The sequence below is a fragment of the Paenarthrobacter sp. JL.01a genome (assembly GCF_025452095.1).
Classification (GTDB): Bacteria; Actinomycetota; Actinomycetes; order Actinomycetales; family Micrococcaceae; genus Arthrobacter.
In genome coordinates this window covers 1,734,509-1,754,172 of record NZ_CP104877.1, presented here as the reverse complement: position 1 = coordinate 1,754,172, position 19,664 = coordinate 1,734,509, and the positions used below count along the sequence as shown (strand labels likewise).

Genomic DNA, 19,664 nt, shown 5'->3' with positions numbered 1-19,664 from the left:
GCCGGCAGGAGCACGCGGCTACATCCGGCTTGCGTCGTAGTACTCGTCAATTCCTTCCAGGCCTGGAAGGTGCGGCGAGAGCTGTGGCAGTTCAGCCACCGATCCAATGCCCATCCGTTCCAGGAAGTACGAGGTGGTCCGGTACAAGAGAGCCCCGGATTCGGGATCCGTTCCGGACTCCTCGATCAAACCTCTCTGGGTGAGGGTCCTGACCACAGAATCGACATTGACGCCGCGAATGGCGGACACCCGGGCCCTGGAGACCGGTTGCCGGTAGGCAATGACCGCCAGGGTTTCAAGCGCTGCCTGAGTAAGCCTGGTGGTCTGCCCTTCGAGGACGAACCTTCCCACGATGTCGGCAAAATCCGACCGTGAATAGATCCGCCACCCGCCGGCGACGTTCCGCAATTCAAAACCCCGGGGTGCAGTGCTGGAACCGGCAAAGCCGACAGCATCCACGTCCGGGGCTTTAACAGTATAGCCGCTATACTCCCGCTGCAGGTCCTCCAGCAAATCCTCAACGACGGCGACCGTTACGTTGAGGCCGGCGGCCAGCTCTTCGGAGGTTGCAGGCTGGTCGATGACCATGAGCACCGCTTCCAACGCAGCCCGGGCACCGCCAGGCAGCTCTTCCAGTTCCGCAAGCCCGTCCCGGGATCCTGCTTCTTCACTCATTGTTGCCAGCCTCATATTCTTCACTCAAGCTTGAGCTGTCCCATTCGGCATCGTCGCCTGTCCAGCGCACCATCAACTCACCCAACGGTTCGGGCTGCTCAAAGGCCACTACCCGGTCACGGAACATTTCCAACAGGGCCAGGAAACGCGCCACTACCACCAAGGTGGTACCGGCGTCCCCGATCAACGCCTGGAAGGACAGTGGCGCTCCCAGCTTCAGCCTGTGACCCATGATTCCTGCCTGCTCCTTGACGCTGACAGGCGGGGCGTGAAGGTGGCCCAGGCCCACTTCGGCGGGAGCCTCGTCCTTGGGCTTGAGCGCTTTGGCCGCCAACTCGCCGAATTGCTCCGGCGTGTGCCGCCATACGAGTTCGGGAAGCATCGCTGCGAAGTGTGCCTCCAGGGCCACCTGCCTGGGGTACCTCCGGCCTTCCTGCTCCAGGGTTTCGCCCATGATTGCGGCGATCTGCTTGAAGGCTTTGTACTGCAGGAGGCGGGCAAACAAGAGATCTCTTGCTTCCAGGAGCGCGATGTCCTCGGCGTCCTCCACCTCTCCCGCGGGCAGGAGACGCGCTGCCTTCAGGTCAAGCAACGTCGCGGCAATCACCAGGAATTCACTGGCCTCATCGAGCGCCCAGTCCTCCCCCAGTTCCTGGAGACGGCGGATGTACTTGATGAACTCATCGGTGACAGTAGCCAACGCCACTTCGGTGATGTCCAGCTTGTGCTTGGAAATCAGGCCCAGCAGGAGGTCGAACGGGCCGGTAAAGTTGGCCAGCCGGACCTCAAAGCCCGCCTTGGGCGCATCGGAGGTTCCGGCGTCGGGCGTTTCCCCATCGGCCGCTGTTTCCGGAGCCGGGGCGAAAGACAGTCCCACTGTCCGTTAGGGCGCGCCGCCGCGCGAGATAAGTTCCTTGGCCAGGCGGCGGTAGGCGTCAGCACCGATGTGGTTGCCGGCGTAACTGGTGATCGGCTCGGCGGCCACTGTGGCATCTGCGAACTTGATGGAGCGCTTGATGACTGTCTCGAAGACTTTGTCGCCGAAAGCCTCCACCAGGCGGGAGATCACTTCGCGGCTGTGGAGGGTGCGGGCGTCGTACATGGTGGCCAGGACGCCGTCGACCTGCAGGCGCGGGTTGAGGCGGTCCTGGACTTTCTCGATGGTTTCCACCAGCAGGGCCACGGCGCGAAGTGCGAAGAACTCACAGATCAACGGGATGATGACCCCATGGGCTGCCGTGAGCGCATTGACGGTCAGCAGGCCCAGCGATGGCTGGCAGTCAATCAGTACGACGTCATAGTCGTCTTCAACGTTCTTGAGGGCACGGTCCAGGACCTGCTCCCGGGCGACCTCATTAACGAGTTGCACTTCAGCCGCGGAGAGGTCGATGTTGGCCGGAAGGAGGTCAACGCCTTCCACCCCGGTCTGCTGGATGGCGTCGCGGATGTTCACCTTGCGGTCCATCAGGACGTTGTAGACGGTGAGGTCAAGTTCATGCGGATTGGCCCCGAGGCCCGCCGACAAAGCACCCTGCGGGTCGAAGTCCACCAGCAGGACACGCCGGCCGTACTCTGCGAGCGCAGCCGCGAGGTTGATAGTGGACGTTGTTTTACCAACCCCACCTTTTTGGTTGACCATGGCGATGACCCGCGCCGGGCCATGGGAGGCAAGCGGGGCAGGTTCCGGGAATTCGCGGTGAGGGCGGCCCGTGGGCCCCATGACGGCGTCTACCAGATCGAGCCCGGCGCCTTCCAGCGTAGCTGTTCCCCGTTCGATGCTCACGTATCTAACCACTCTTTCGACGACGATCTTCCCTGCCGCTGTGCCCCCGGGCTACAGCATTACTACTCCTTCAGGCTACAGCCCCCGACACGGTTATTCGGGGAACTTGACTTTGCCCCATGTTTGAGCCTTGACCCTCTAGTTGAGGTCGAAGGTTCGGATAAAGTTCCCATCCCCCGGGAAGGGAAACGACGAAGGCCGGCACTTGGGAAGTGCCGGCCTTCGTCGTCTGCGAGCGCCTTGGGGCAGGGACCGCTAGACGGTTGCCTTCGCCCGGGCTTCGGCCTCGGAGTCGGTCTCTGATTCGCTGCCGTGGGCGATCATCGTCTGCTCGTCGAATGGCTCGCTTCCGGACAGGACACGCTCGACCTGGCCGTTGTCGATCTCCTTGACCCAGGTGCCGATGAGCACCGTGGCAACAGCGTTGCCGGTGAAGTTGGTCAGGGCGCGGGCTTCGGACATGAAGCGGTCGATTCCCACGATCATGCCTACTCCGCCAAGGAGTTCGGGCTTGTGTGCCTGCAGACCTGCGGCGAGGGTGGCCAGACCTGCACCCGTGACACCTGCGGCTCCCTTGGAGGCGATGATCATGAACACCAGCAGGGAGATCTGCGCACCCAGGTCCAGCGGGGTGCCCATGGCGTTGGCCACGAACAGGGATGCCATGGTCAGGTAGATGGCCGTGCCGTCCAGGTTGAAGGAGTAGCCCGTGGGAACGGTAACGCCTACGACCGGCTTGGAGACGCCCAGGTGTTCCATCTTGGCGATCAGGCGCGGAAGTGCTGCCTCAGAGGAGGAGGTGGAGAAGATCAACAGGTATTCGCGTGCAAGGTACTTCATGAGGCGGAAGATGTTGACGCCGGCCACTGCGCGGAGCAGGGTTCCGAGGATGACCACGATGAAGAGGGCACAGGTGATGTAGAAGGCCACCATCAGGGTGAACATGCTCAGGATTGCCTGGGCGCCGGTTGCACCCACGACGGCGGCGATGGCACCGAAGGCACCGACCGGGGCAAGCCACATGATCATGATCAGAATGCGGAAGACCAGGCGCTGGCCGTGGCCGATGGCGTTCAGGATGGGCTGGCCCTGCTTGCCCATCTTCTGGAGGGCGAATCCAACCAGGATGGCTGCGAGCAGCGTGGGCAGGACGGGGATGTCACCGGGGATGATGCCGAGGAGGAAGTCCACGGTGCTGTCCGTGGCCGCCTTCTTGTTGGGATCGTACGGGGTCAGCTTCAGGCCTTCACCGGGGTGGATAAGGTTACCGACCACCAGTCCGATGGCGAGCGCGAAGGTGGACATGGCCACGAAGTAGCCCAGGGCCAGGCCTCCGACCTTGCCAACCGTGGCGGCCTTGGCGATTGAACCGATGCCCAGCACGATCGTGCAGAAGATCACCGGGGCAATCATCATCTTGATGAGCTTGATGAAACCGTCCCCCAATGGCTTGAGTGACTTTCCGACCTCCGGGAACAAGAGTCCGACGACAGCGCCTAGCACGACGGCCAGGATGACCGCGATGTACAGGTAATGCGACTTGTCGAGTCCCTTGCGTCCACTTTTGGCAGCTACTGCCGACTCTCCTCGTTGAGAGGTCATGGGATTCTCCTTCTGGATACTGTGTAAGGCGCTGCGGTCCTGCACTGATGTCCAATCCGCTGCCCTTGTGTGATATCCATCATTGAGCCGTGGGTGACATACATCACCGTTGCGGTCATATTGGTCATGGAGGTCCTTGTGTTTCACAGCTGGAGCATTGCCCGACGTTTGTTTGTGGCAAACCTGCTGTTCGTCCTGGTGATGACGGCGGTCTTCGGGACCTTTTCCGTGGTTGAGGCCAGGGACAGGGCCTACGACAACGCGGGCGGGAGAATGCTGGCCCTTGCCACGTCCATCGCGAACAACCCTTTGGTGCTCGACGCGGCTTCCACCGTCAACCCCTCGGAAGTCCTTCAGCCCTATGCATTGAAGGTCATGCACGACGCCGATGCCGACTTCATCACGATCATGGCAACGGACCGCACCCGCTGGACCCACCCCCGGACCGAGGAACTGGGCAAGCCCTACATCGGAACCATCGATCCTGCGTTGCGGGGTGAGACGTTCACGGAAGTCACGGCCGGGACGCTGGGCCCTTCGGTCCGCACCATCGCACCCGTCAGGGCTGCGGATGGTTCCATCAAAGCTTTGGTCGCCGCCGGAGTCACGGTCCGTACGGTCGATACCGACGTGGCTGACCGGCTGGGTGTCATTGGTGGCATCGCCTTGGTGGTGTTGGCTTTTGGGTCTTTTGCTGCCTGGCTCCTGGGACGCTACCTGCGTTCGGTCACCCGCGGTTGGGGGCCGGAGCAACTGGCGCAACTCTTCGCCTACTACGAATCGGTGCTGCACTCGGTGCGTGAAGGCGTGATCCTCTTCGACACCCGCGGCAAAGCCGTGATGTACAACGACCAAGCTGCGGAATTGCTGGGATTGGAACCCTCCGACGCCGACCGCTCACCTGAGGCCGCCCCGAAGCTGGCGGAGCTTCCCTTCGACGGCAGCCTGCGGACACTCTTTGAATCCGGCAGGCCCGCGCACGACGAGATCCACCTCACCGGATCCCGTATTTTGGTGGTTAACCAGGCCCCGGCCGTCGGCCCGGTTCCGGCCCGCGGCCGGCAGAGACCGGCGGTCTACGGCACCGTGGCGACCATCAGGGACCGCACGGAAATCGAGTCCCTCGGCACCGAACTGCAGACAATGAAAACACTCTCGGATGCCCTGCGTGCCCAGACCCATGAACATGCCAACCGGCTGCACATGATTGTTTCTTTGCTGGAACTGGGCCGCACCCCGCAGGCCCTGGACTTTGCCACCAAGGACCTGGAGCTGAGCCAACAACTCACCGATGACATGGTGGCGTCGGTGGACGAACCCGTGATGAGCGCGTTGGTGATGGGCAAGGCAGCCGAAGCGCACGAGCGTGGCGTGGAACTGGTGGTCCGAACCTCGGGCAGCGGCGGTGTCCGGGGGCTGGAGATCCAGGATCTGGTCACCATTCTGGGAAACCTGCTGGACAACGCGATCGACGCCGCGGCCGCCGGCGATTTCCCGAGGCAGGTTGAGTTGGAGGTCGACGCCGGTGCTGCCGCCGTCGAATTCACGATCCGCGATTCGGGCGGCGGCATCGATCCGGCGTCGATCGACGACGTACTGCAGTACGGATTCAGCACCAAGTCCCCCGATGGTACCGGCGGCGGCGCCCATGGCCGGGGCGTTGGCCTGGCCTTGGTGCGGCAGGCCGTCCAGCGACTCAACGGTACGATGACCATCAGCAATCCCGGCGGCGCGCAGTTCCATGTTGTGCTGCCCGCGCCCGTTCCGGAGGAAGAGAAAGCATGACAGAGATCCGCGTCCTGGTTGTCGAAGACGAGCCCATAGCATCGGATGCACATTCGGTCTACGTGGGCCGTTTGGACGGGTTCACCCTGGTGGGAACAGCGCCGGATGGACAATCGGCGCTGCGGATCCTCGGCGAGTTCGCGGCCTCAGGCTCCCCTGTTGACCTGGTCCTGTTGGACATGAACCTTCCGGACCTGCACGGCCTTGATGTCGCACGCCGGATGCGCTCTGCGGGCGTCTTTGCCGACATCATCGCCATCACCGCTGTGCGCGAACTGAACATCGTCCGCAGCGCCGTCTCCATCGGCGTCGTGCAGTACCTCATCAAGCCCTTCACGTACGCAACGTTTGCCGACAAGCTCCGCAGCTACAGGACGTTCCGGGAACAGCTGGCAGGTTCACTGTCCGGGATCTCCAAGGCCGGCGCGTCGCAAAGCGATGTGGACCAGGCGTTCGCCAGCCTCCGCGCTCCCACCGAACTGCCGCTGCCCAAAGGCCTTTCCGGTTCGACGCTGGAAGCGGTGAAGGACCTCGTGCGGGCGCGGCAGGATGCTGTCTCCGCCAGCGAAGTCATGGACGCGCTGGGCATGTCCAGGGTGACGGCCCGACGGTACCTGGAGTACCTTGCCGACGCCGGAACAGTAACCAGGGCGCCTCGCTACGGCACTCCCGGGCGGCCGGAGAACGAGTACGGCTGGAACCGGAACTGATGCGGCGAATGTATACACAAACCCGCAAGAATTGAAAAACACTGGCCTCAAGCAGGCTCTGTGTATACACTGAAGGCATGCGCGCCAGTGATCGGGCTTACACGGCCCTTCGTGAGGACATCCTTGAATGGCGCCTGCCACCGGGTACGGTCCTCGCCGAAGTGGAACAATCCGAACGGCTTGGAGTCTCACGAACCCCGGTCCGGGAGGCGTTGGGCCGACTCACCGCTGAAGGCCTGACGGCGGCGGGCGGCCGGGGCGTCGTCGTCACCGATATCTCACTGGACAGCATCGACGAACTGTTCGAACTGCGCGAAACCCTCGAAGTCAGGGCCGCTTCCCTCGCGGCACAGCGCGGCGAACCGGGCATCTTTGCCCGCTTGCAGGCGCAACTTCTGCAGGCCCCCGGACTGATCAGCGACGACGACCCCGCCCGCCATGAGTACTACGACCTCGTGGGACGGCTGGACGAGGCCATCGACGCCGCCGTCTCCAATACTTACCTCGCCAACGCCATGCGTGGCCTGCGGGTCCACTTGGTCCGCGTCCGCCGTATGGCCGCCGACGATTCAGCAAGGCTCCACGCTGCCGCCGCTGAGCATGCCGCCATCGCCGAGGCCATCGCCGCGGGCAATCCGCGACTCGCCGAAGCCGCCACGATGGTTCACCTGCACCGCAGCCTCACCCACCTCAAAGCCACCCACACCCCTGCCTAGAAGGAGCACCATGGTCAAGAACAACCACGTCCGTGTCTACAAGAGCGAAGAGAACCTGCCCCGCGAGGAGCAGTTGGCCCACAAGATCGCCGAGGTCGCCGCCGACCCCGTAGCAGTGACGGCAGAGGTCACTGACATGGTGATCAACCGGATCATCGACAACGCCTCCGTGGCAATCGCTTCCCTCAACAGGGCACCGATCGTTGCAGCCCGGGCGCAGGCCCTCACCCACGCACCGAGCGCCAACGGCAAGGGCGCCTCGGTGTTCGGTATCAGCGAGCAGGTTTCCCCGGAATGGGCCGCGTGGGCAAACGGTGTGGCCGTGCGCGAACTGGATTACCACGACACCTTCCTGGCTGCGGACTACTCCCACCCGGGCGACAACATCCCGCCGATCCTGGCCGTCGCCCAGCACGTCGGTTCCAACGGTGCCGACCTCGTCCGGGCCATCGCTACCGGCTACGAAATCCAGGTGAACCTGGTCAAGGCCATCTGCCTGCACAAGCACAAGATCGACCACGTGGCCCACCTTGGCCCCTCGGCCGCTGCCGGCATCGGAACCCTCCTTGGCCTGGACGTCGAAACGATCTTCCAGTCCGTCGGCCAGGCCCTGCACACCACCACCGCCACACGGCAGTCCCGCAAGGGCGAGATCTCCACCTGGAAGGCCCACGCCCCGGCGTTCGCAGGCAAGATGGCCGTCGAAGCCGTGGACCGTGCCATGCGCGGACAGACTTCCCCCGTGCCGATCTATGAAGGTGAGGACGGTGTCATCGCCTGGATGCTGGACGGTCCCGAGGCTTCCTACGAGGTGCCGCTGCCGCTTCCCGGTGAGGCCAAGCGCGCGATCCTGGACACCTACACCAAGGAGCACTCCGCCGAATACCAGGCGCAGGCGTGGATCGACCTCGCCCGCAAACTGCACCGCGAGCACCCCGAAACCACGGACCCGGCCAACGTGGCCTCGGTGCTGATCAAGACCAGCCACCACACGCACTACGTCATCGGCGCCGGCGCCAACGATCCCCAGAAGTACTCACCCACCGCCTCCCGGGAAACCCTGGACCACTCCATCCCCTACATCTTCACCGTCGCCCTGCAGGACGGCGCCTGGCACCACGTGGACTCCTACGCTCCCGAACGCGCTGCCCGCCCGGACACCGTGGCACTCTGGCACAAGGTCACCACGGTCGAAGACCCTGAATGGACCCGCCGCTACCACTCGCTGGACATCGCGGAGAAGGCCTTCGGTGGTTCCGTGGAGATCACGCTCACGGACGGCACTGTCATCACCGATGAGATCGCAGTAGCAGACGCGCACCCCCTCGGTGCCCGGCCCTTCGCCCGCGAGCAATACATCAACAAGTTCCGTACGCTGGCCGCCGGTCTGGTTGAGGAAGCGGAAATCGAAAGGTTCCTCGCCGCCGTCGAGCGCGTCACTGAACTCGGAGCCGGTGAACTGGACCAGCTCAACATCACCGCGGCTCCGGGTGTCATCGACCTTCAGGCAGCTCCGAAGGGATTGTTCTAAATGCTGTACTCCGCAACCACGCCCGAGCAGAAAAGGCTGCGCCTGAGGGAGCTGCTCAGCTCCGGAACCGTGCAGCAGTTTCCCGGTGCGTTCAACCCGCTCTCGGCCCGGCTGATTGAGGAGAAGGGCTTCGCCGGCGTCTACATCTCCGGCGCAGTCCTGGCCAACGATCTCGGCCTGCCCGACATCGGCCTGACCACGCTCACCGAGGTGGCCACCCGCGCCGGACAGATCGCCCGCATGACCGAGCTGCCCTCGATCGTGGACGCCGACACCGGATTCGGCGAGCCAATGAACGTCGCCCGCACCATCCAGGAACTCGAGAACGCGGGCCTGGCCGGCTGCCATATCGAGGACCAGTTCAACCCCAAGCGCTGCGGGCACCTGGACGGCAAGAACGTTGTGGACGTCGACACCGCGGCTAAGCGCATCCGCGCGGCAGCCGACGCGCGGCGGGACCCGAACTTCCTCATCATGGCCCGCACCGACATCCGTGCCGTCGATGGACTGCAGGCTGCCCAGGAGCGCGCCAAAGCACTGGTGGACGCCGGCGCGGACGCGATCTTCCCGGAAGCCATGCGTGACTTGAGCGAGTTCCAAGCCATCCGCGACGCCGTGGACGTACCGATCCTGGCCAACATGACCGAGTTCGGCAAAAGCGACCTCTTCACGGTGGACCAGCTCCAGAGTGTTGGCGTGAACATGGTGATCTACCCTGTCACGCTCCTCCGCATTGCCATGGGCGCTGCAGAGCGTACTCTGGAATCGATCAAGGCTGAGGGGACCCAGGAAGCGCACGTGGCCAAGATGCTCACGCGTGCGCGCCTCTACGAACTCGTCGACTACGAGGCATACAACCAATTCGATACCGGCGTTTTCAACTTCCAGGTTCCTGGCGTCCGCTAGGTTCCGGATTCATCAAGGGGAACGCGGGTCCGCCGAAAATTCAAGGCGCGCCCGCACTACGAACAAAGGAGTTCAACATGGCAGATGTTGACATCAAAAAAGGCCTTGCCGGAGTCGTGGTGGACTACACCGCCGTCTCGAAGGTCAATCCGGAGACCAACTCCCTGCTGTACCGCGGGTACCCGGTCCAGGAACTGGCCGCCAAATGCAGTTTCGAAGAGGTGGCCTACCTGCTGTGGAACGGGGAGCTGCCGGACGGGAAGCAGCTGGAAGAATTCACTGCCCGCGAGCGCGCGGGCCGCGCCCTGGACCCGGTCGTGAAGCAAGTGGTTGACGCCCTGCCCACCACCGCCCACCCCATGGATGTTTGCCGGACCGCCGCTTCCGTGCTCGGTGCCCGGCATGAATTGGCAGAGGACTCCTCGCCTGAGGCCAACATGAAAAAGGCCATCGACCTCTGGGCGGCCATGCCCGCGGTAGTGGCGTACGACCAGCGCCGCCGTCGTGGACAGGAGCCTGTGGAACCCCGCGATGACCTTGGCTACTCGGCCAACTTCCTCTGGATGACGTTCGGCGAAGAGCCCGTGGACGAGGTCGTGGAGGCTTTCAACGTTTCGATGATCCTCTACGCAGAGCACTCGTTCAACGCCTCAACGTTCACCGCCCGGGTTGTCACCTCCACCCTTGCGGACCTCCATTCAGCCGTTACCGCCGCCATCGGAGCGCTGAAGGGTCCCTTGCACGGTGGTGCCAACGAGGCCGTCATGCACACGTTCGACGAGATTGGCATCCGCACCGAGGAAGCACTTGAAGAAGCGGCTTCCAGGGCCAAGACGTGGATGGAAGATGCCCTGGCCCACAAGAAGAAGGTCATGGGCTTCGGGCACCGTGTCTACAAGCACGGCGATTCGCGCGTCCCCACCATGAAGGCCGCCCTGGACAAGATGATCGCCCACTACGGGCGGCCGGAACTCCTGGGCCTCTACAACGGTTTGGAACAGGCCATGGACGAGGCCAAGGCCATCAAGCCGAACCTTGACTATCCGGCAGGGCCCACCTACCATCTCATGGGCTTCGACACGCAGACGTTCACCCCGCTGTTCGTGGCCAGCCGCATCACCGGCTGGACAGCCCACGTCATGGAGCAGCTCGCCTCGAACTCGTTGATCCGCCCGCTGAGCGAATACAACGGTCCGGAAGAGCGGCACGTGCCCTAAGGCTTCGTCCACCTAAAAACCACGACGGCGGGCCGGCCACCGAGAGGCGACCAGCCCGCCGTCGTTGTTTCAGCGCCCGGGTTCCACCCACTCCACTGTGTGCACGTCCGCCACGTTCTCGTTGTCCGCGGCCAGGTCCACCCGCACGGCAATACGCCTGCCGGAGATCATGGCCGGCAACCAATGCTCGGCATCTGCCCACATCCGCTCCACCGGCAGCTGGTGGACGGGGAACCAAGCGGGCGCGATCTCCTCGCTTTCGGACGGTTCCCCGACCCACGAACGCGTCAGGAACACCGTGGTGGCCATATTCCATTCGGGCCTGGCCGGAAACACGAAGTCGACGGTGCCCGCGGGGACCAGGTCAGCGGCTTCCACTACGACGTTGATTTCCTCCATCACCTCGCGGCACGCCGCTTCAAGGGCGGTCTCCCCCGCCTCCACATGTCCACCGACGCCCACCACTTTGCCTCGTCCGAACCCGGTCTTCTTGGTTCCGAGAAGGACGTGCTCGCCGTCGGATCCTGTCCGGAGCAGGAAGCACAAGGTCACATGGGCTGCTGTCATGCTGCCTACCTTAACCTGATCTCCCTTGCCGCAGCGGCCATTGCTACAGTGACCCCATGAGTGAAGCTGGGGGTGACGCGGGCGCCAGTGTGGCAACTCCCGCCAAGAGCACGACTGATCCGGACAGTTGGCTGCCACGATGGCTTGTTGCGCATCCGCTCTACGCGGGATGGGCGTGGACCCTGCTGTGGGCCGGGCTCATCGTCCTGGACGAAGTGCTCGATGTGGCCGGTTGGACCTGGTACCTGCTGGTCCTATTGGCGGCGCTGCCCACCTTGGTTTCGACCCTGGTGGTGTTGCATGCGACGCCGCGAAGCCACCTGCGTGCGGTTGACGCGACGGTATTGGGCCACTTTTTTGTTCGGTTCCTGGCCCTTGTGGCCGCATTCATGGTGTGGGCGGCTTCGGTTGTGATGAGTGCGTCCATCTCCACCACGGTCCAGACGGTGGTCGGTGATTCGGAAAAGGAAGTCACCGCCCTGGGGTTCAACCTCATGGTGGCGGCCGTGCCCTTGGTTCTCTCCGTTTTGTGGATGGCCTTCATTGTGCGTTGTGCGTGGTTCCTGCGCCGATTGCGGGGCTGGCGCCAAGTGCCGGTCAAAACGCGCGTCCCGAAAAGGTTCCTGCGTCGTCGGCCACGGCTCAAACGCGTAGTGGTGGGCCTGGCGCACCCTGGCCTCTTGCTGGTGGCTGGCCTGGGAACGTCGCTGCTGGCGGTGTCCGTGGACGCGGTCGAATTGACCCTGAACGTTCTGGAATAGCCCTGAGAAGCGGCGACTAGCCCAACGCCCGGGGATGGGCTGCCGCATAAACCTCACGCAGGGTGTCGGCGGTTACCAGCGTATACACCTGTGTGGTGGTCACAGAGGCGTGACCAAGCAGTTCCTGCACTACTCTGACGTCCGCTCCACCTTCGAGCAAGTGAGTGGCGAAGGAATGCCTCAGGGTGTGTGGTGAGACATCCTTGGTGATATTCGCCCGCTCCGCGGCCGTCTTCAGGATGGTCCAGGCGCTCTGCCTGCTGATGCGGCCGCCGCGGGCGTTGAGGAACAGCGCCGGCGTTCCCTTCCCTTTGGACGCCAACAGGGGGCGGCCCCGCACCACATAAGACCCGACGGCGCGTGCACCATAGGAGCCCAGCGGCACCAACCGTTCCTTGGACCCTTTTCCGAACAGCCTGACGATCGCCGGTCCGGATCCTGGATCAGCCAAGGAAACGTCGTCCACATCCAAGCCCACGGCCTCGCTGATGCGGGCGCCGGTGGAATAGAGGAACTCAAGCAGGGCCCGGTCCCGCAGTCCCGTGGCAGTATCCGAGCCTGCAGCTTCCAGGATGCGTGTCACTTCACCTACGCTGATGGCTTTCGGAAGCCGCTTGCCCGGCATTGGCGGGTGGACATCGCTGGCGGGGTCCGCCGTCGTCGTCCCTTCCAACGCCCAAAACTTGTGGAGGCCACGGACGGCCACCACAGTGCGTGCGGCCGAACGGACGCCCAGGGCCGCTCCGCCGTCGGACCCGTCCGACAACGCCTGGACAAAGGCTGTCACGTGGTGTCGTGTGATGTCCCCCGGCTGTCCGGCACCTTGGGCGGCGAGGAAGTTGGCATAGCGTGCCAGGTCGCGGCGGTACGCGGCCAGGGTGTTTGCCGCGAGGCCCCGCTCCACCCCGACGTGCTGCAGGTAGTCCGTGACCGCACGGTCAATCCCGTTGAGCGGCCGGGTCGCCGCCTCTGCCATGCTCAGCGCTGGCTCGGATGTGCCGGCCACGGCGCATTGGCAGGACGGAGGCTGGTGAATCCATCGGCCTTCGCAGCTGCGGCCGCCAGGATGCCCAGGACGGCTGAGGGGTTGTGCAGACGGCCTTCAAGAACTGCCTTGACAGCTTCTTCGAGCGGGACCCAGTGAAGTTCGATCTCCGCCTCTTCGTCCGTGCGGACATGGCGGTCAGCTTCCGGAACGTCCTTCAGGCCACGGGCAAGGTAAATGCGGACAGCTTCGCTGGAGGAGCCGGGCGAATTGAAGAAGTCCACCAGCACATTCCACGTTGCCGCCGTGAGGTCGGCTTCCTCCGCGAGTTCCCGGGCCGCGCCGACGACGAAATCCTCGCCTTCGACATCCAACAAACCAGCAGGAATTTCCCACAGGTCCATGCCAACGGGGTGACGGTACTGCTTCAGCAGCAGGATTTCCCCGTCGACGTTCATGGGCAGCACAGCTACTGCGCCAGGGTGGTCGATGTAATCACGCACCAGCGTGTCCGTGCCTTCGCTGAGCTGGAACGAGTCACTGACAACGTCCCAGATCCGGCCTTCGTAGACCTTGCTGGTAGACAAAAGACGGCGCGGGCTCGGCATGTCCGAAACCTGCCTTGATGTGCGGGGGGTTTCAGAAATACCGGGCATCGCGCCGTCCTTCGTTAGTGCTTGCGTAGTTACTTCGCTGCTACCGTGCGGGCGCCGGTCTTGGTAGCCACAGGGCTGCCTTCACGACGTTCCAGGGCAGCCTTGACCAAACCTGCGAACAGCGGGTGCGGGCGCGTGGGGCGGGAGCTGAGCTCCGGGTGCGCCTGAGTTGCCACGTAGTACGGGTGGACTTCACGGGGAAGCTCCACGTACTCCACCAGCTTGCCGTCAGGTGAGGTACCGGAGAAGACCAGGCCCTCGGCGGCAATCTGCTCGCGGTACTTGTTGTTCACCTCGTAGCGGTGGCGGTGACGCTCGCTGACCGTGGTGGTGCCATAGGTTTCGGCAATGACCGAGCCTTCGTCGAGCTTGGCTTCGTAGAGGCCCAGGCGCATGGTGCCGCCCAGGTCTCCCTTGCCCTCAACGATATCCAGCTGCTCTTCCATGGTGGCGATGACCGGGTACTTGGAGTCCGGCTCGAACTCGCTGGAGGAAGCACCTTCCAAGCCAACGACGTTGCGTGCGTACTCGATCACCATGCACTGCAGGCCAAGGCACAGGCCAAGGACGGGGAGCTTGGATTCACGGGCAAACTTCAAAGCGCCCAGCTTGCCTTCGAGGCCGCGGATACCGAAGCCACCGGGAACACAGATGGCGTCGACGCCGGCCAGGGACTTCTTGGCCCCTTCCAGGGTTTCGCACTCATCCGAGGGGACCCAGCGGATCTTGACCTTGGCCTCGTTGGCGAAGCCGCCTGCACGAAGGGCCTCAGTCACGGAGAGGTATGCGTCCGGAAGGTCGATGTACTTGCCCACCAGGGCAATCTCAACATGGTGCTTCGGGTTGTGGACGGCTTCAAGCAGCTTGTCCCACTTGGTCCAGTCGACATCCTTGAACGGCAGATCCAATGCACGCACGATGTAGGAGTCCAGGCCCTGGGAATGCAGGGTCTTGGGAATGTCGTAGATGCTGGGTGCGTCGGCTGCGTTGACCACGGCGTCGATGTCGACGTCGCACATGCGGCCGATCTTCTCGCGCATGGCATCAGGGACTTCGCGGTCCGAACGGATCACGATGGCCTCAGGCTGGATACCGATCGAGCGCAGTGCAGCCACGGAGTGCTGGGTCGGCTTGGTCTTCAGTTCCTGGGAAGGACCGATGTACGGAACCAAGGAAACGTGCAGGAAGAAGACGTTGTTGCGGCCGACATCCTGACGGACCTGGCGAGCCGATTCGAGGAACGGCTGGGACTCGATGTCACCTACGGTGCCGCCGATTTCAGTGATGATGACGTCCGGCGCGTTCTTGCCTTCGGCGGGCAGACGCATGCGGCGCTTGATTTCATCGGTGATGTGCGGGATGACCTGCACGGTGTCACCGAGGTATTCGCCGCGACGTTCCTTGGCGATGACGGTGGAGTACACCTGGCCCGTTGTCACGTTGGCCGAACCTTCAAGGTTCTCATCGAGGAAGCGTTCGTAGTGTCCGATGTCGAGGTCGGTTTCGGCGCCGTCATCCGTCACGAATACTTCACCGTGCTGGAAGGGGTTCATCGTGCCCGGATCCACGTTCAGATATGGATCGAGCTTCTGCATAGTTACAGACAAACCGCGTGCCCGCAGGAGATGGCCGAGGCTGGAAGCCGTCAGACCCTTACCGAGCGAGGACGCCACACCACCGGTGACGAAGATGTGTTTGGTCGTCTTGGACGAGCCCGGGAACCGGGAATTTACACGGGAATTTGATCGCTGCACCACGGAATTCGAGCTTATCATCAATTACGCCTTCCAAGCGTCCTGTTCGGATTCCCCAAATGGTCAATAGTTGCCCAGGACCGCGATTCGATCAAGAGCATGGCGGCCAAAAAGCATTGATGTGATGGTGCTCCCATTTTCACCTTCCGCCTCACAGCGCCAGGTTCAGGCCCGCTGGGGCAGGAGCTTTGCGTCGTCCAGCAACTCCTGTGCGTGGGCCTGGGCGGATTCCGAGTCCTCCTGCCCTGCCAGCATGCGGGCCAGTTCCCTGACGCGTTCGTCGTCGCTGAGCAGCTGCACATCGCTGGAGGTGAAACCTGTGGCCGTCTTCCCGTCCGAACCACGTACAGAAGTCTTGGTGACCCGGATGTGCTGATCGGCGAAGGCGGCCACCTGGGGCAAGTGGGTGACCACCAGCACCTGGACGTGGCGTGCCAGCATGGCCAGGCGACGTCCGATTTCGACGGCGGCACGCCCGCCCACACCTGCGTCCACCTCGTCAAAGACAAACGTTGGAACGGGATCCACCGCTGCGAGGACAACCTCGATGGCAAGCATGACCCTGGACAGTTCACCTCCCGAAGCTCCCTTGCCCAGGGGGCGCGCGGGAGCGCCGGAGTGCGGCTGGAGGAGGAAGGCGATCTCGTCGGTCCCCCACGGCCCCAGGACATCGCTGCTTTCCACCTCAATCACCAAGGTGGCATCGGCCATGGCCAAGGCCTTCAGCTCAGCACTGACGCGCCCTGACAGGTCCTTGGCCGCCTTTGAACGCGCCTTGCTGATGGCCGCGGCCAGTTTGCGCAGCGTCACCTCCGTAGAGGCCACCTCGGCGTCCAAGGATTCGATCCGGCTCGAATCGTCCTGCAGTTCATCCAGCCTTTTCCGCGCCGTGGCCGCCCACTCCAGCACCTCGTCAATGCTGGGAGCGTACTTGCGGATGAGCTTGGCGAGGGCAGCCCTGCGCTCCTCGATTTCGGACAGCCGTTCCGGGCCCTCGGTGTCCAGCGCGGCCTGGTAGCTGGAGAGCTCAGCAGCAATGTCATTGAGGAGGAACCCCACTTCAGCCAACCTGGCCGCAGCGGCTCCGAGGGTTTCATCGTGCTCTGCCACATGCTCAAGCGTCCTCTTCGCTGCGTCCACCATGGACGTGGCATCGCCGGATTCACCGAACTCCTCGGCGATCAGGGACTCATGCGCCGACGCCGCGGCAATCCGCAGTTCCTCGACATTGGCGAGTTTGACCGCCTCCGCCTTGAGGGTCTCGTCCTCGCCTGGCTGGGGATCAATCTCATCGATCTCCGTCAAGGCGGCGTCCAGCGACTCTGCCTCACGCAGCCGCTCGCGTGCCTCAGTCCGCAGGGTCTCAAGTTCGGTTTGGATCGCCTTCCAATGCCGGTAAAGATCCTGGTACTCCCCCAGCGACTTGGCCAAGGTTCCCCCTGCGAAGCGATCCAGTGCGTGACGCTGTGCAGCGGCGCCTTTCAAACGGATCTGGTCCGTCTGTCCGTGCACCACCACCAGGCTCTCGCCCAGTTCGGCAAGGACGCCTACCGGTGCGGTTCTACCACCGACGTAAGCACGGCTGCGGCCATCCGCGCCGACGGTGCGGGCCAGCAGGAGCTCGGCCACGCCGTCGTACTCTTCCGCGTCGCCGCCCGCTTCGCGGGTGCGTTCCACGGCGCTGTGGGCGGGATCGAGCTTCAGGACCGCTTCGGCTGAGGCGGACTTGGCGCCGTTGCGAACCGCGCCGGCGTCCGAACGTGCACCCAGGAGAAGCCCGACGGCGGTGACCACCATGGTCTTGCCGGCGCCGGTTTCGCCGGTGACGACGCTAAGGCCCGGGCCCAAGGGAAGGGCGGCGTCGGTGATGACGCCGAGATCACGGATTCGGAGTTCTTCAAGCATGCTTCACTTCGCATTCGTGGGGTCGGAGGGGTCACCGTCCCGGGGAGCATTGACATCCCGCGGGCTCGGCAAAGGCGCCGGTGACAGGGTTCTGATGACCGGGATGGGACCCGTGTGGACTTCGCCGCTGCGTGGGGCCGGGCCGCGCCATCCGTGGATGGGAAGTTCAAACTTCCGGACCAACCTGGCCGAGAACGGGGTCTTGTGGGTCCGTGCGAGCCGAACAGGCGTTGCGGAGCGGGTTACCTCCACCCGTGCCCCGGGAGGCAGGTCCACTGACCGCCGCCCGTCGCACCAAAGAACGCCCTGGGCATCGGTCCGGTTCATGATTTCGACCGCGAGCTTGGATCGCGGGGAGACCACCAAAGGCTTGGCGAAGAGCGCGTGTGCACTGATGGGGACTATCACCAGGGCCTCAACCTCAGGCCACACCACGGGTCCGCCCGACGAAAAAGCGTAGGCCGTGGACCCCGTAGGCGTAGCCATCACCACGCCATCGCAGCCGAAGGAGGTCAACGGACGTTCATCGACTTCGGTGACGACCTCCAGCATCCGCTCCCGGTTGGCCTTCTCGATGGCGGCCTCGTTCAGCGCCCACGTGTGCCAGATCTTCTGGCCCTTGATCCACACCTGGACGTCGATGGTCATGCGTTCTTCCACCGTGTATTGGCGGCTCGCGATCCACTCCACCGTCTGGGCGAGGTCGGCCCGCTCGCTCTCGGCCAGAAAGCCAACGTGGCCCAAATTGACTCCGAGCAGCGGTACATCAACCTCGCGGACCAGTTCCGCAGCACGCAGGATGGTGCCGTCACCACCAAGGACCATGACCAGCTCCACGTCCTCAAGGCTGACGTGGTCGTTCAAAATCTCAATGGGAGTGTCCAAAGCGCCGAAAAAGCGTTCAATATCGGCAAGTTCAGATTTCTGCAGCACAGGAACCAAACCTGACGAGTGCAATTGCGTGCAGGCATCCCATGCAGCGCGGAGCGATTCCTCCCGCCCAGTGTGGGCAAGGACAAGTACACGCCTGCTCATCGGGTTCTGCTTTCTAGTGGTTCGGCCAGAGGTTCTTCAACAAGGCAGCTACGTGCTGGTCCCGCTCTTCGATCTTAGGCAACGAGGCCGACATCCTGCGCGTCATCCACAGGAAGTATTCAACATTTCCGTCCTGGCCCGGCAATGGACTGGCCGTCAGGCCCCGAAGATCCAGCCCCGATTCAACCGCAGCGTGGGCCACCTGGGCAACCGCCCGGCGTCGTTCATTCTCGGAGGAAACCACGCCGGTGCGGCTCAGCCGCTCCTTGCCGACTTCGAACTGTGGCTTGACCATCAGCAGCAGATCCCCGCCGGGTTCCGTGCAGGCAGCCAAGGGTGCAAGCACCAAAGTCAGGGAGATAAAGGACAAGTCGGCCACCGTGAGCCGGGCCGGGCCGCCGATCTGCTCCGGAGTCATATACCGGACGTTGAGCCCTTCATGGACGTCAACCCTGGGATCCTCACGCAGCTGTGAAACCAGCTGGCCGTGACCCACATCCACCGCCACCACGCTCGAGGCGCCCTGCCGGAGCAGCACGTCGGTAAACCCACCCGTGGAGGCACCGGCGTCGAGGCACCGCTTCCCGGAAACCACGACGGCGGGAAAGGCCTCAAGCGCGCCAGCCAGCTTATGGCCGGCGCGGCTGACGTAGATATCCTCCAGGTGCGCCTGAACGGTCAGCTCGGTGCCGGCATCGACCTGGAGCGCCGATTTTGCCAGGACCGATCCGCCGGAGGAAACCTTGCCGTCGCTGATCAATTTCGCGGCATGGGTCCGGGACCTCGCCAACCCTCGGGTGACCAGTTCCTGATCGAGTCGTGCCATGGATCAGTTGTTGCCTTCCGGAGGTTGATGGCTGGCTTGGATTGTTGGAAGGCCTGGTTCGGAATCCAAGGCCTCCAACAACGAATCGTGGATCCGGGTGTAAAGCTCCCCGTGCTCCTTCAAGGGAACATCGGGAACACTGTCCAGGACGCCGAGCGCCTTATCCACCAGGGCATCCCCTGTGGCGTTTGCCGGCTCAGGCCATTGCACCTTGCTGTCAGCCGGCTCCGGCACAGGAATTTCGGTCATC

Annotated in this window: 19 protein-coding genes; 7 read left to right on the top strand and 12 right to left on the bottom strand. The window is 63.5% G+C overall.

Annotated elements, in window-relative coordinates; translation table 11 throughout:
• Positions 1 to 18 precede the first annotated feature (18 nt).
• The 4 genes from N5P29_RS08315 to N5P29_RS08300 form a co-directional block, all read right to left on the bottom strand.
• Positions 19 to 675, bottom strand: a complete 657-nt coding sequence (locus tag N5P29_RS08315) for an SMC-Scp complex subunit ScpB (RefSeq protein ID WP_262278120.1) — start codon at positions 673 to 675, stop codon at positions 19 to 21.
• Positions 668 to 1,552 (bottom strand): segregation and condensation protein A, encoded by an 885-nt coding sequence (locus N5P29_RS08310; protein ID WP_262278119.1) that lies wholly within the window; start codon positions 1,550 to 1,552, stop codon positions 668 to 670. Before N5P29_RS08310 ends, N5P29_RS08315 begins: the two co-directional genes overlap by 8 nt.
• 6 nt (positions 1,553 to 1,558) lie before the next feature.
• Positions 1,559 to 2,458 (bottom strand): ParA family protein, encoded by a 900-nt coding sequence (locus tag N5P29_RS08305; protein WP_262278118.1) that lies wholly within the window; start codon positions 2,456 to 2,458, stop codon positions 1,559 to 1,561.
• Between the two features lie 255 nt (positions 2,459 to 2,713).
• Positions 2,714 to 4,060 (bottom strand): cation:dicarboxylate symporter family transporter, encoded by a 1,347-nt coding sequence (locus tag N5P29_RS08300; protein WP_262278117.1) that lies wholly within the window; start codon positions 4,058 to 4,060, stop codon positions 2,714 to 2,716.
• Between the two features lie 138 nt (positions 4,061 to 4,198).
• Between N5P29_RS08300 and N5P29_RS08295 the strand changes: the two genes are divergently transcribed.
• The 6 genes from N5P29_RS08295 (at position 4,199) to N5P29_RS08270 (ending at position 10,925) form a co-directional block, all read left to right on the top strand.
• Positions 4,199 to 5,845, top strand: a complete 1,647-nt coding sequence (locus N5P29_RS08295) for a sensor histidine kinase (protein WP_262278542.1) — start codon at positions 4,199 to 4,201, stop codon at positions 5,843 to 5,845.
• A complete protein-coding gene (locus tag N5P29_RS08290; protein WP_144662607.1) occupies positions 5,842 to 6,555 on the top strand; it encodes a response regulator in 714 nt (237 codons plus the stop codon). Before N5P29_RS08295 ends, N5P29_RS08290 begins: the two co-directional genes overlap by 4 nt.
• Positions 6,556 to 6,632: 77 nt before the next feature.
• Positions 6,633 to 7,271 (top strand): GntR family transcriptional regulator, encoded by a 639-nt coding sequence (locus N5P29_RS08285; RefSeq protein WP_262278116.1) that lies wholly within the window; start codon positions 6,633 to 6,635, stop codon positions 7,269 to 7,271.
• Between the two features lie 10 nt (positions 7,272 to 7,281).
• Complete coding sequence (locus N5P29_RS08280; protein ID WP_262278115.1) at positions 7,282 to 8,802, top strand: MmgE/PrpD family protein; 1,521 nt, start codon at positions 7,282 to 7,284, stop codon at positions 8,800 to 8,802.
• Positions 8,803 to 9,708, top strand: a complete 906-nt coding sequence (gene prpB / locus N5P29_RS08275) for a methylisocitrate lyase (protein WP_262278114.1) — start codon at positions 8,803 to 8,805, stop codon at positions 9,706 to 9,708.
• A gap of 77 nt (positions 9,709 to 9,785) precedes the next feature.
• Positions 9,786 to 10,925, top strand: a complete 1,140-nt coding sequence (locus N5P29_RS08270) for a bifunctional 2-methylcitrate synthase/citrate synthase (RefSeq protein ID WP_262278113.1) — start codon at positions 9,786 to 9,788, stop codon at positions 10,923 to 10,925.
• Positions 10,926 to 10,994: 69 nt separating this feature from the next.
• Here N5P29_RS08270 and N5P29_RS08265 read toward each other — a convergent pair whose 3' ends face one another.
• Entirely contained in the window at positions 10,995 to 11,492 is a 498-nt protein-coding gene (locus N5P29_RS08265) for an 8-oxo-dGTP diphosphatase (protein ID WP_262278112.1), read from the bottom strand.
• Between the two features lie 56 nt (positions 11,493 to 11,548).
• Between N5P29_RS08265 and N5P29_RS08260 the strand changes: the two genes are divergently transcribed.
• Positions 11,549 to 12,253: a hypothetical protein gene (locus N5P29_RS08260; protein ID WP_262278111.1), complete on the top strand. Its 705-nt coding sequence runs from the start codon at positions 11,549 to 11,551 to the stop codon at positions 12,251 to 12,253.
• A gap of 16 nt (positions 12,254 to 12,269) precedes the next feature.
• Here the strand turns inward: N5P29_RS08260 and xerD are convergent, their stop codons facing one another.
• The 7 genes from xerD to N5P29_RS08225 form a co-directional block, all read right to left on the bottom strand.
• A complete protein-coding gene (gene xerD, locus N5P29_RS08255) occupies positions 12,270 to 13,229 on the bottom strand; it encodes a site-specific tyrosine recombinase XerD (RefSeq protein ID WP_262278541.1) in 960 nt (319 codons plus the stop codon).
• 2 nt (positions 13,230 to 13,231) lie between these two features.
• On the bottom strand, positions 13,232 to 13,894 hold the full coding sequence (locus N5P29_RS08250) for an NUDIX domain-containing protein (RefSeq protein ID WP_262278110.1): 663 nt from the start codon (positions 13,892 to 13,894) through the stop codon (positions 13,232 to 13,234).
• Between the two features lie 29 nt (positions 13,895 to 13,923).
• Positions 13,924 to 15,669 (bottom strand): CTP synthase, encoded by a 1,746-nt coding sequence (locus tag N5P29_RS08245; RefSeq protein WP_262278109.1) that lies wholly within the window; start codon positions 15,667 to 15,669, stop codon positions 13,924 to 13,926.
• A 144-nt stretch (positions 15,670 to 15,813) separates the two neighbouring features.
• Positions 15,814 to 17,553 carry a DNA repair protein RecN gene (gene recN, locus N5P29_RS08240; RefSeq protein WP_262278108.1) on the bottom strand — a complete coding sequence of 580 codons (1,740 nt, stop codon included), beginning with the start codon at positions 17,551 to 17,553 and terminating at the stop codon, positions 15,814 to 15,816.
• 3 nt (positions 17,554 to 17,556) lie between these two features.
• Positions 17,557 to 18,588, bottom strand: a complete 1,032-nt coding sequence (locus N5P29_RS08235; protein ID WP_262278107.1) for an NAD kinase — start codon at positions 18,586 to 18,588, stop codon at positions 17,557 to 17,559.
• 13 nt (positions 18,589 to 18,601) lie between these two features.
• Positions 18,602 to 19,414, bottom strand: coding sequence for a TlyA family RNA methyltransferase (locus N5P29_RS08230; protein WP_262278106.1), 813 nt, complete (start codon positions 19,412 to 19,414; stop codon positions 18,602 to 18,604).
• A 3-nt stretch (positions 19,415 to 19,417) separates the two neighbouring features.
• Entirely contained in the window at positions 19,418 to 19,663 is a 246-nt protein-coding gene (locus N5P29_RS08225; protein WP_262278105.1) for a hypothetical protein, read from the bottom strand.
• Position 19,664 lies beyond the last annotated feature (1 nt).

Bases quoted from the DNA above. Each gene is read 5' to 3' on its own strand.
- N5P29_RS08315 (WP_262278120.1), bottom strand. From the start codon at position 675: ATGAGTGAAGAAGCAGGATCCCGGGACGGGCTTGCGGAACTGGAAGAG.
- N5P29_RS08300 (WP_262278117.1), bottom strand. From the start codon at position 4,060: ATGACCTCTCAACGAGGAGAGTCGGCAGTAGCTGCCAAAAGTGGACGC.
- N5P29_RS08290 (WP_144662607.1), top strand. From the start codon at position 5,842: ATGACAGAGATCCGCGTCCTGGTTGTCGAAGACGAGCCCATAGCATCG.
- N5P29_RS08285 (WP_262278116.1), top strand. From the start codon at position 6,633: ATGCGCGCCAGTGATCGGGCTTACACGGCCCTTCGTGAGGACATCCTT.
- N5P29_RS08280 (WP_262278115.1), top strand. From the start codon at position 7,282: ATGGTCAAGAACAACCACGTCCGTGTCTACAAGAGCGAAGAGAACCTG.
- prpB (WP_262278114.1), top strand. From the start codon at position 8,803: ATGCTGTACTCCGCAACCACGCCCGAGCAGAAAAGGCTGCGCCTGAGG.
- N5P29_RS08270 (WP_262278113.1), top strand. From the start codon at position 9,786: ATGGCAGATGTTGACATCAAAAAAGGCCTTGCCGGAGTCGTGGTGGAC.
- N5P29_RS08265 (WP_262278112.1), bottom strand. From the start codon at position 11,492: ATGACAGCAGCCCATGTGACCTTGTGCTTCCTGCTCCGGACAGGATCC.
- N5P29_RS08260 (WP_262278111.1), top strand. From the start codon at position 11,549: ATGAGTGAAGCTGGGGGTGACGCGGGCGCCAGTGTGGCAACTCCCGCC.
- xerD (WP_262278541.1), bottom strand. From the start codon at position 13,229: ATGGCAGAGGCGGCGACCCGGCCGCTCAACGGGATTGACCGTGCGGTC.
- N5P29_RS08250 (WP_262278110.1), bottom strand. From the start codon at position 13,894: ATGCCCGGTATTTCTGAAACCCCCCGCACATCAAGGCAGGTTTCGGAC.
- N5P29_RS08245 (WP_262278109.1), bottom strand. From the start codon at position 15,669: ATGATAAGCTCGAATTCCGTGGTGCAGCGATCAAATTCCCGTGTAAAT.
- recN (WP_262278108.1), bottom strand. From the start codon at position 17,553: ATGCTTGAAGAACTCCGAATCCGTGATCTCGGCGTCATCACCGACGCC.
- N5P29_RS08235 (WP_262278107.1), bottom strand. From the start codon at position 18,588: ATGAGCAGGCGTGTACTTGTCCTTGCCCACACTGGGCGGGAGGAATCG.
- N5P29_RS08230 (WP_262278106.1), bottom strand. From the start codon at position 19,414: ATGGCACGACTCGATCAGGAACTGGTCACCCGAGGGTTGGCGAGGTCC.
- N5P29_RS08225 (WP_262278105.1), bottom strand. From the start codon at position 19,663: ATGACCGAAATTCCTGTGCCGGAGCCGGCTGACAGCAAGGTGCAATGG.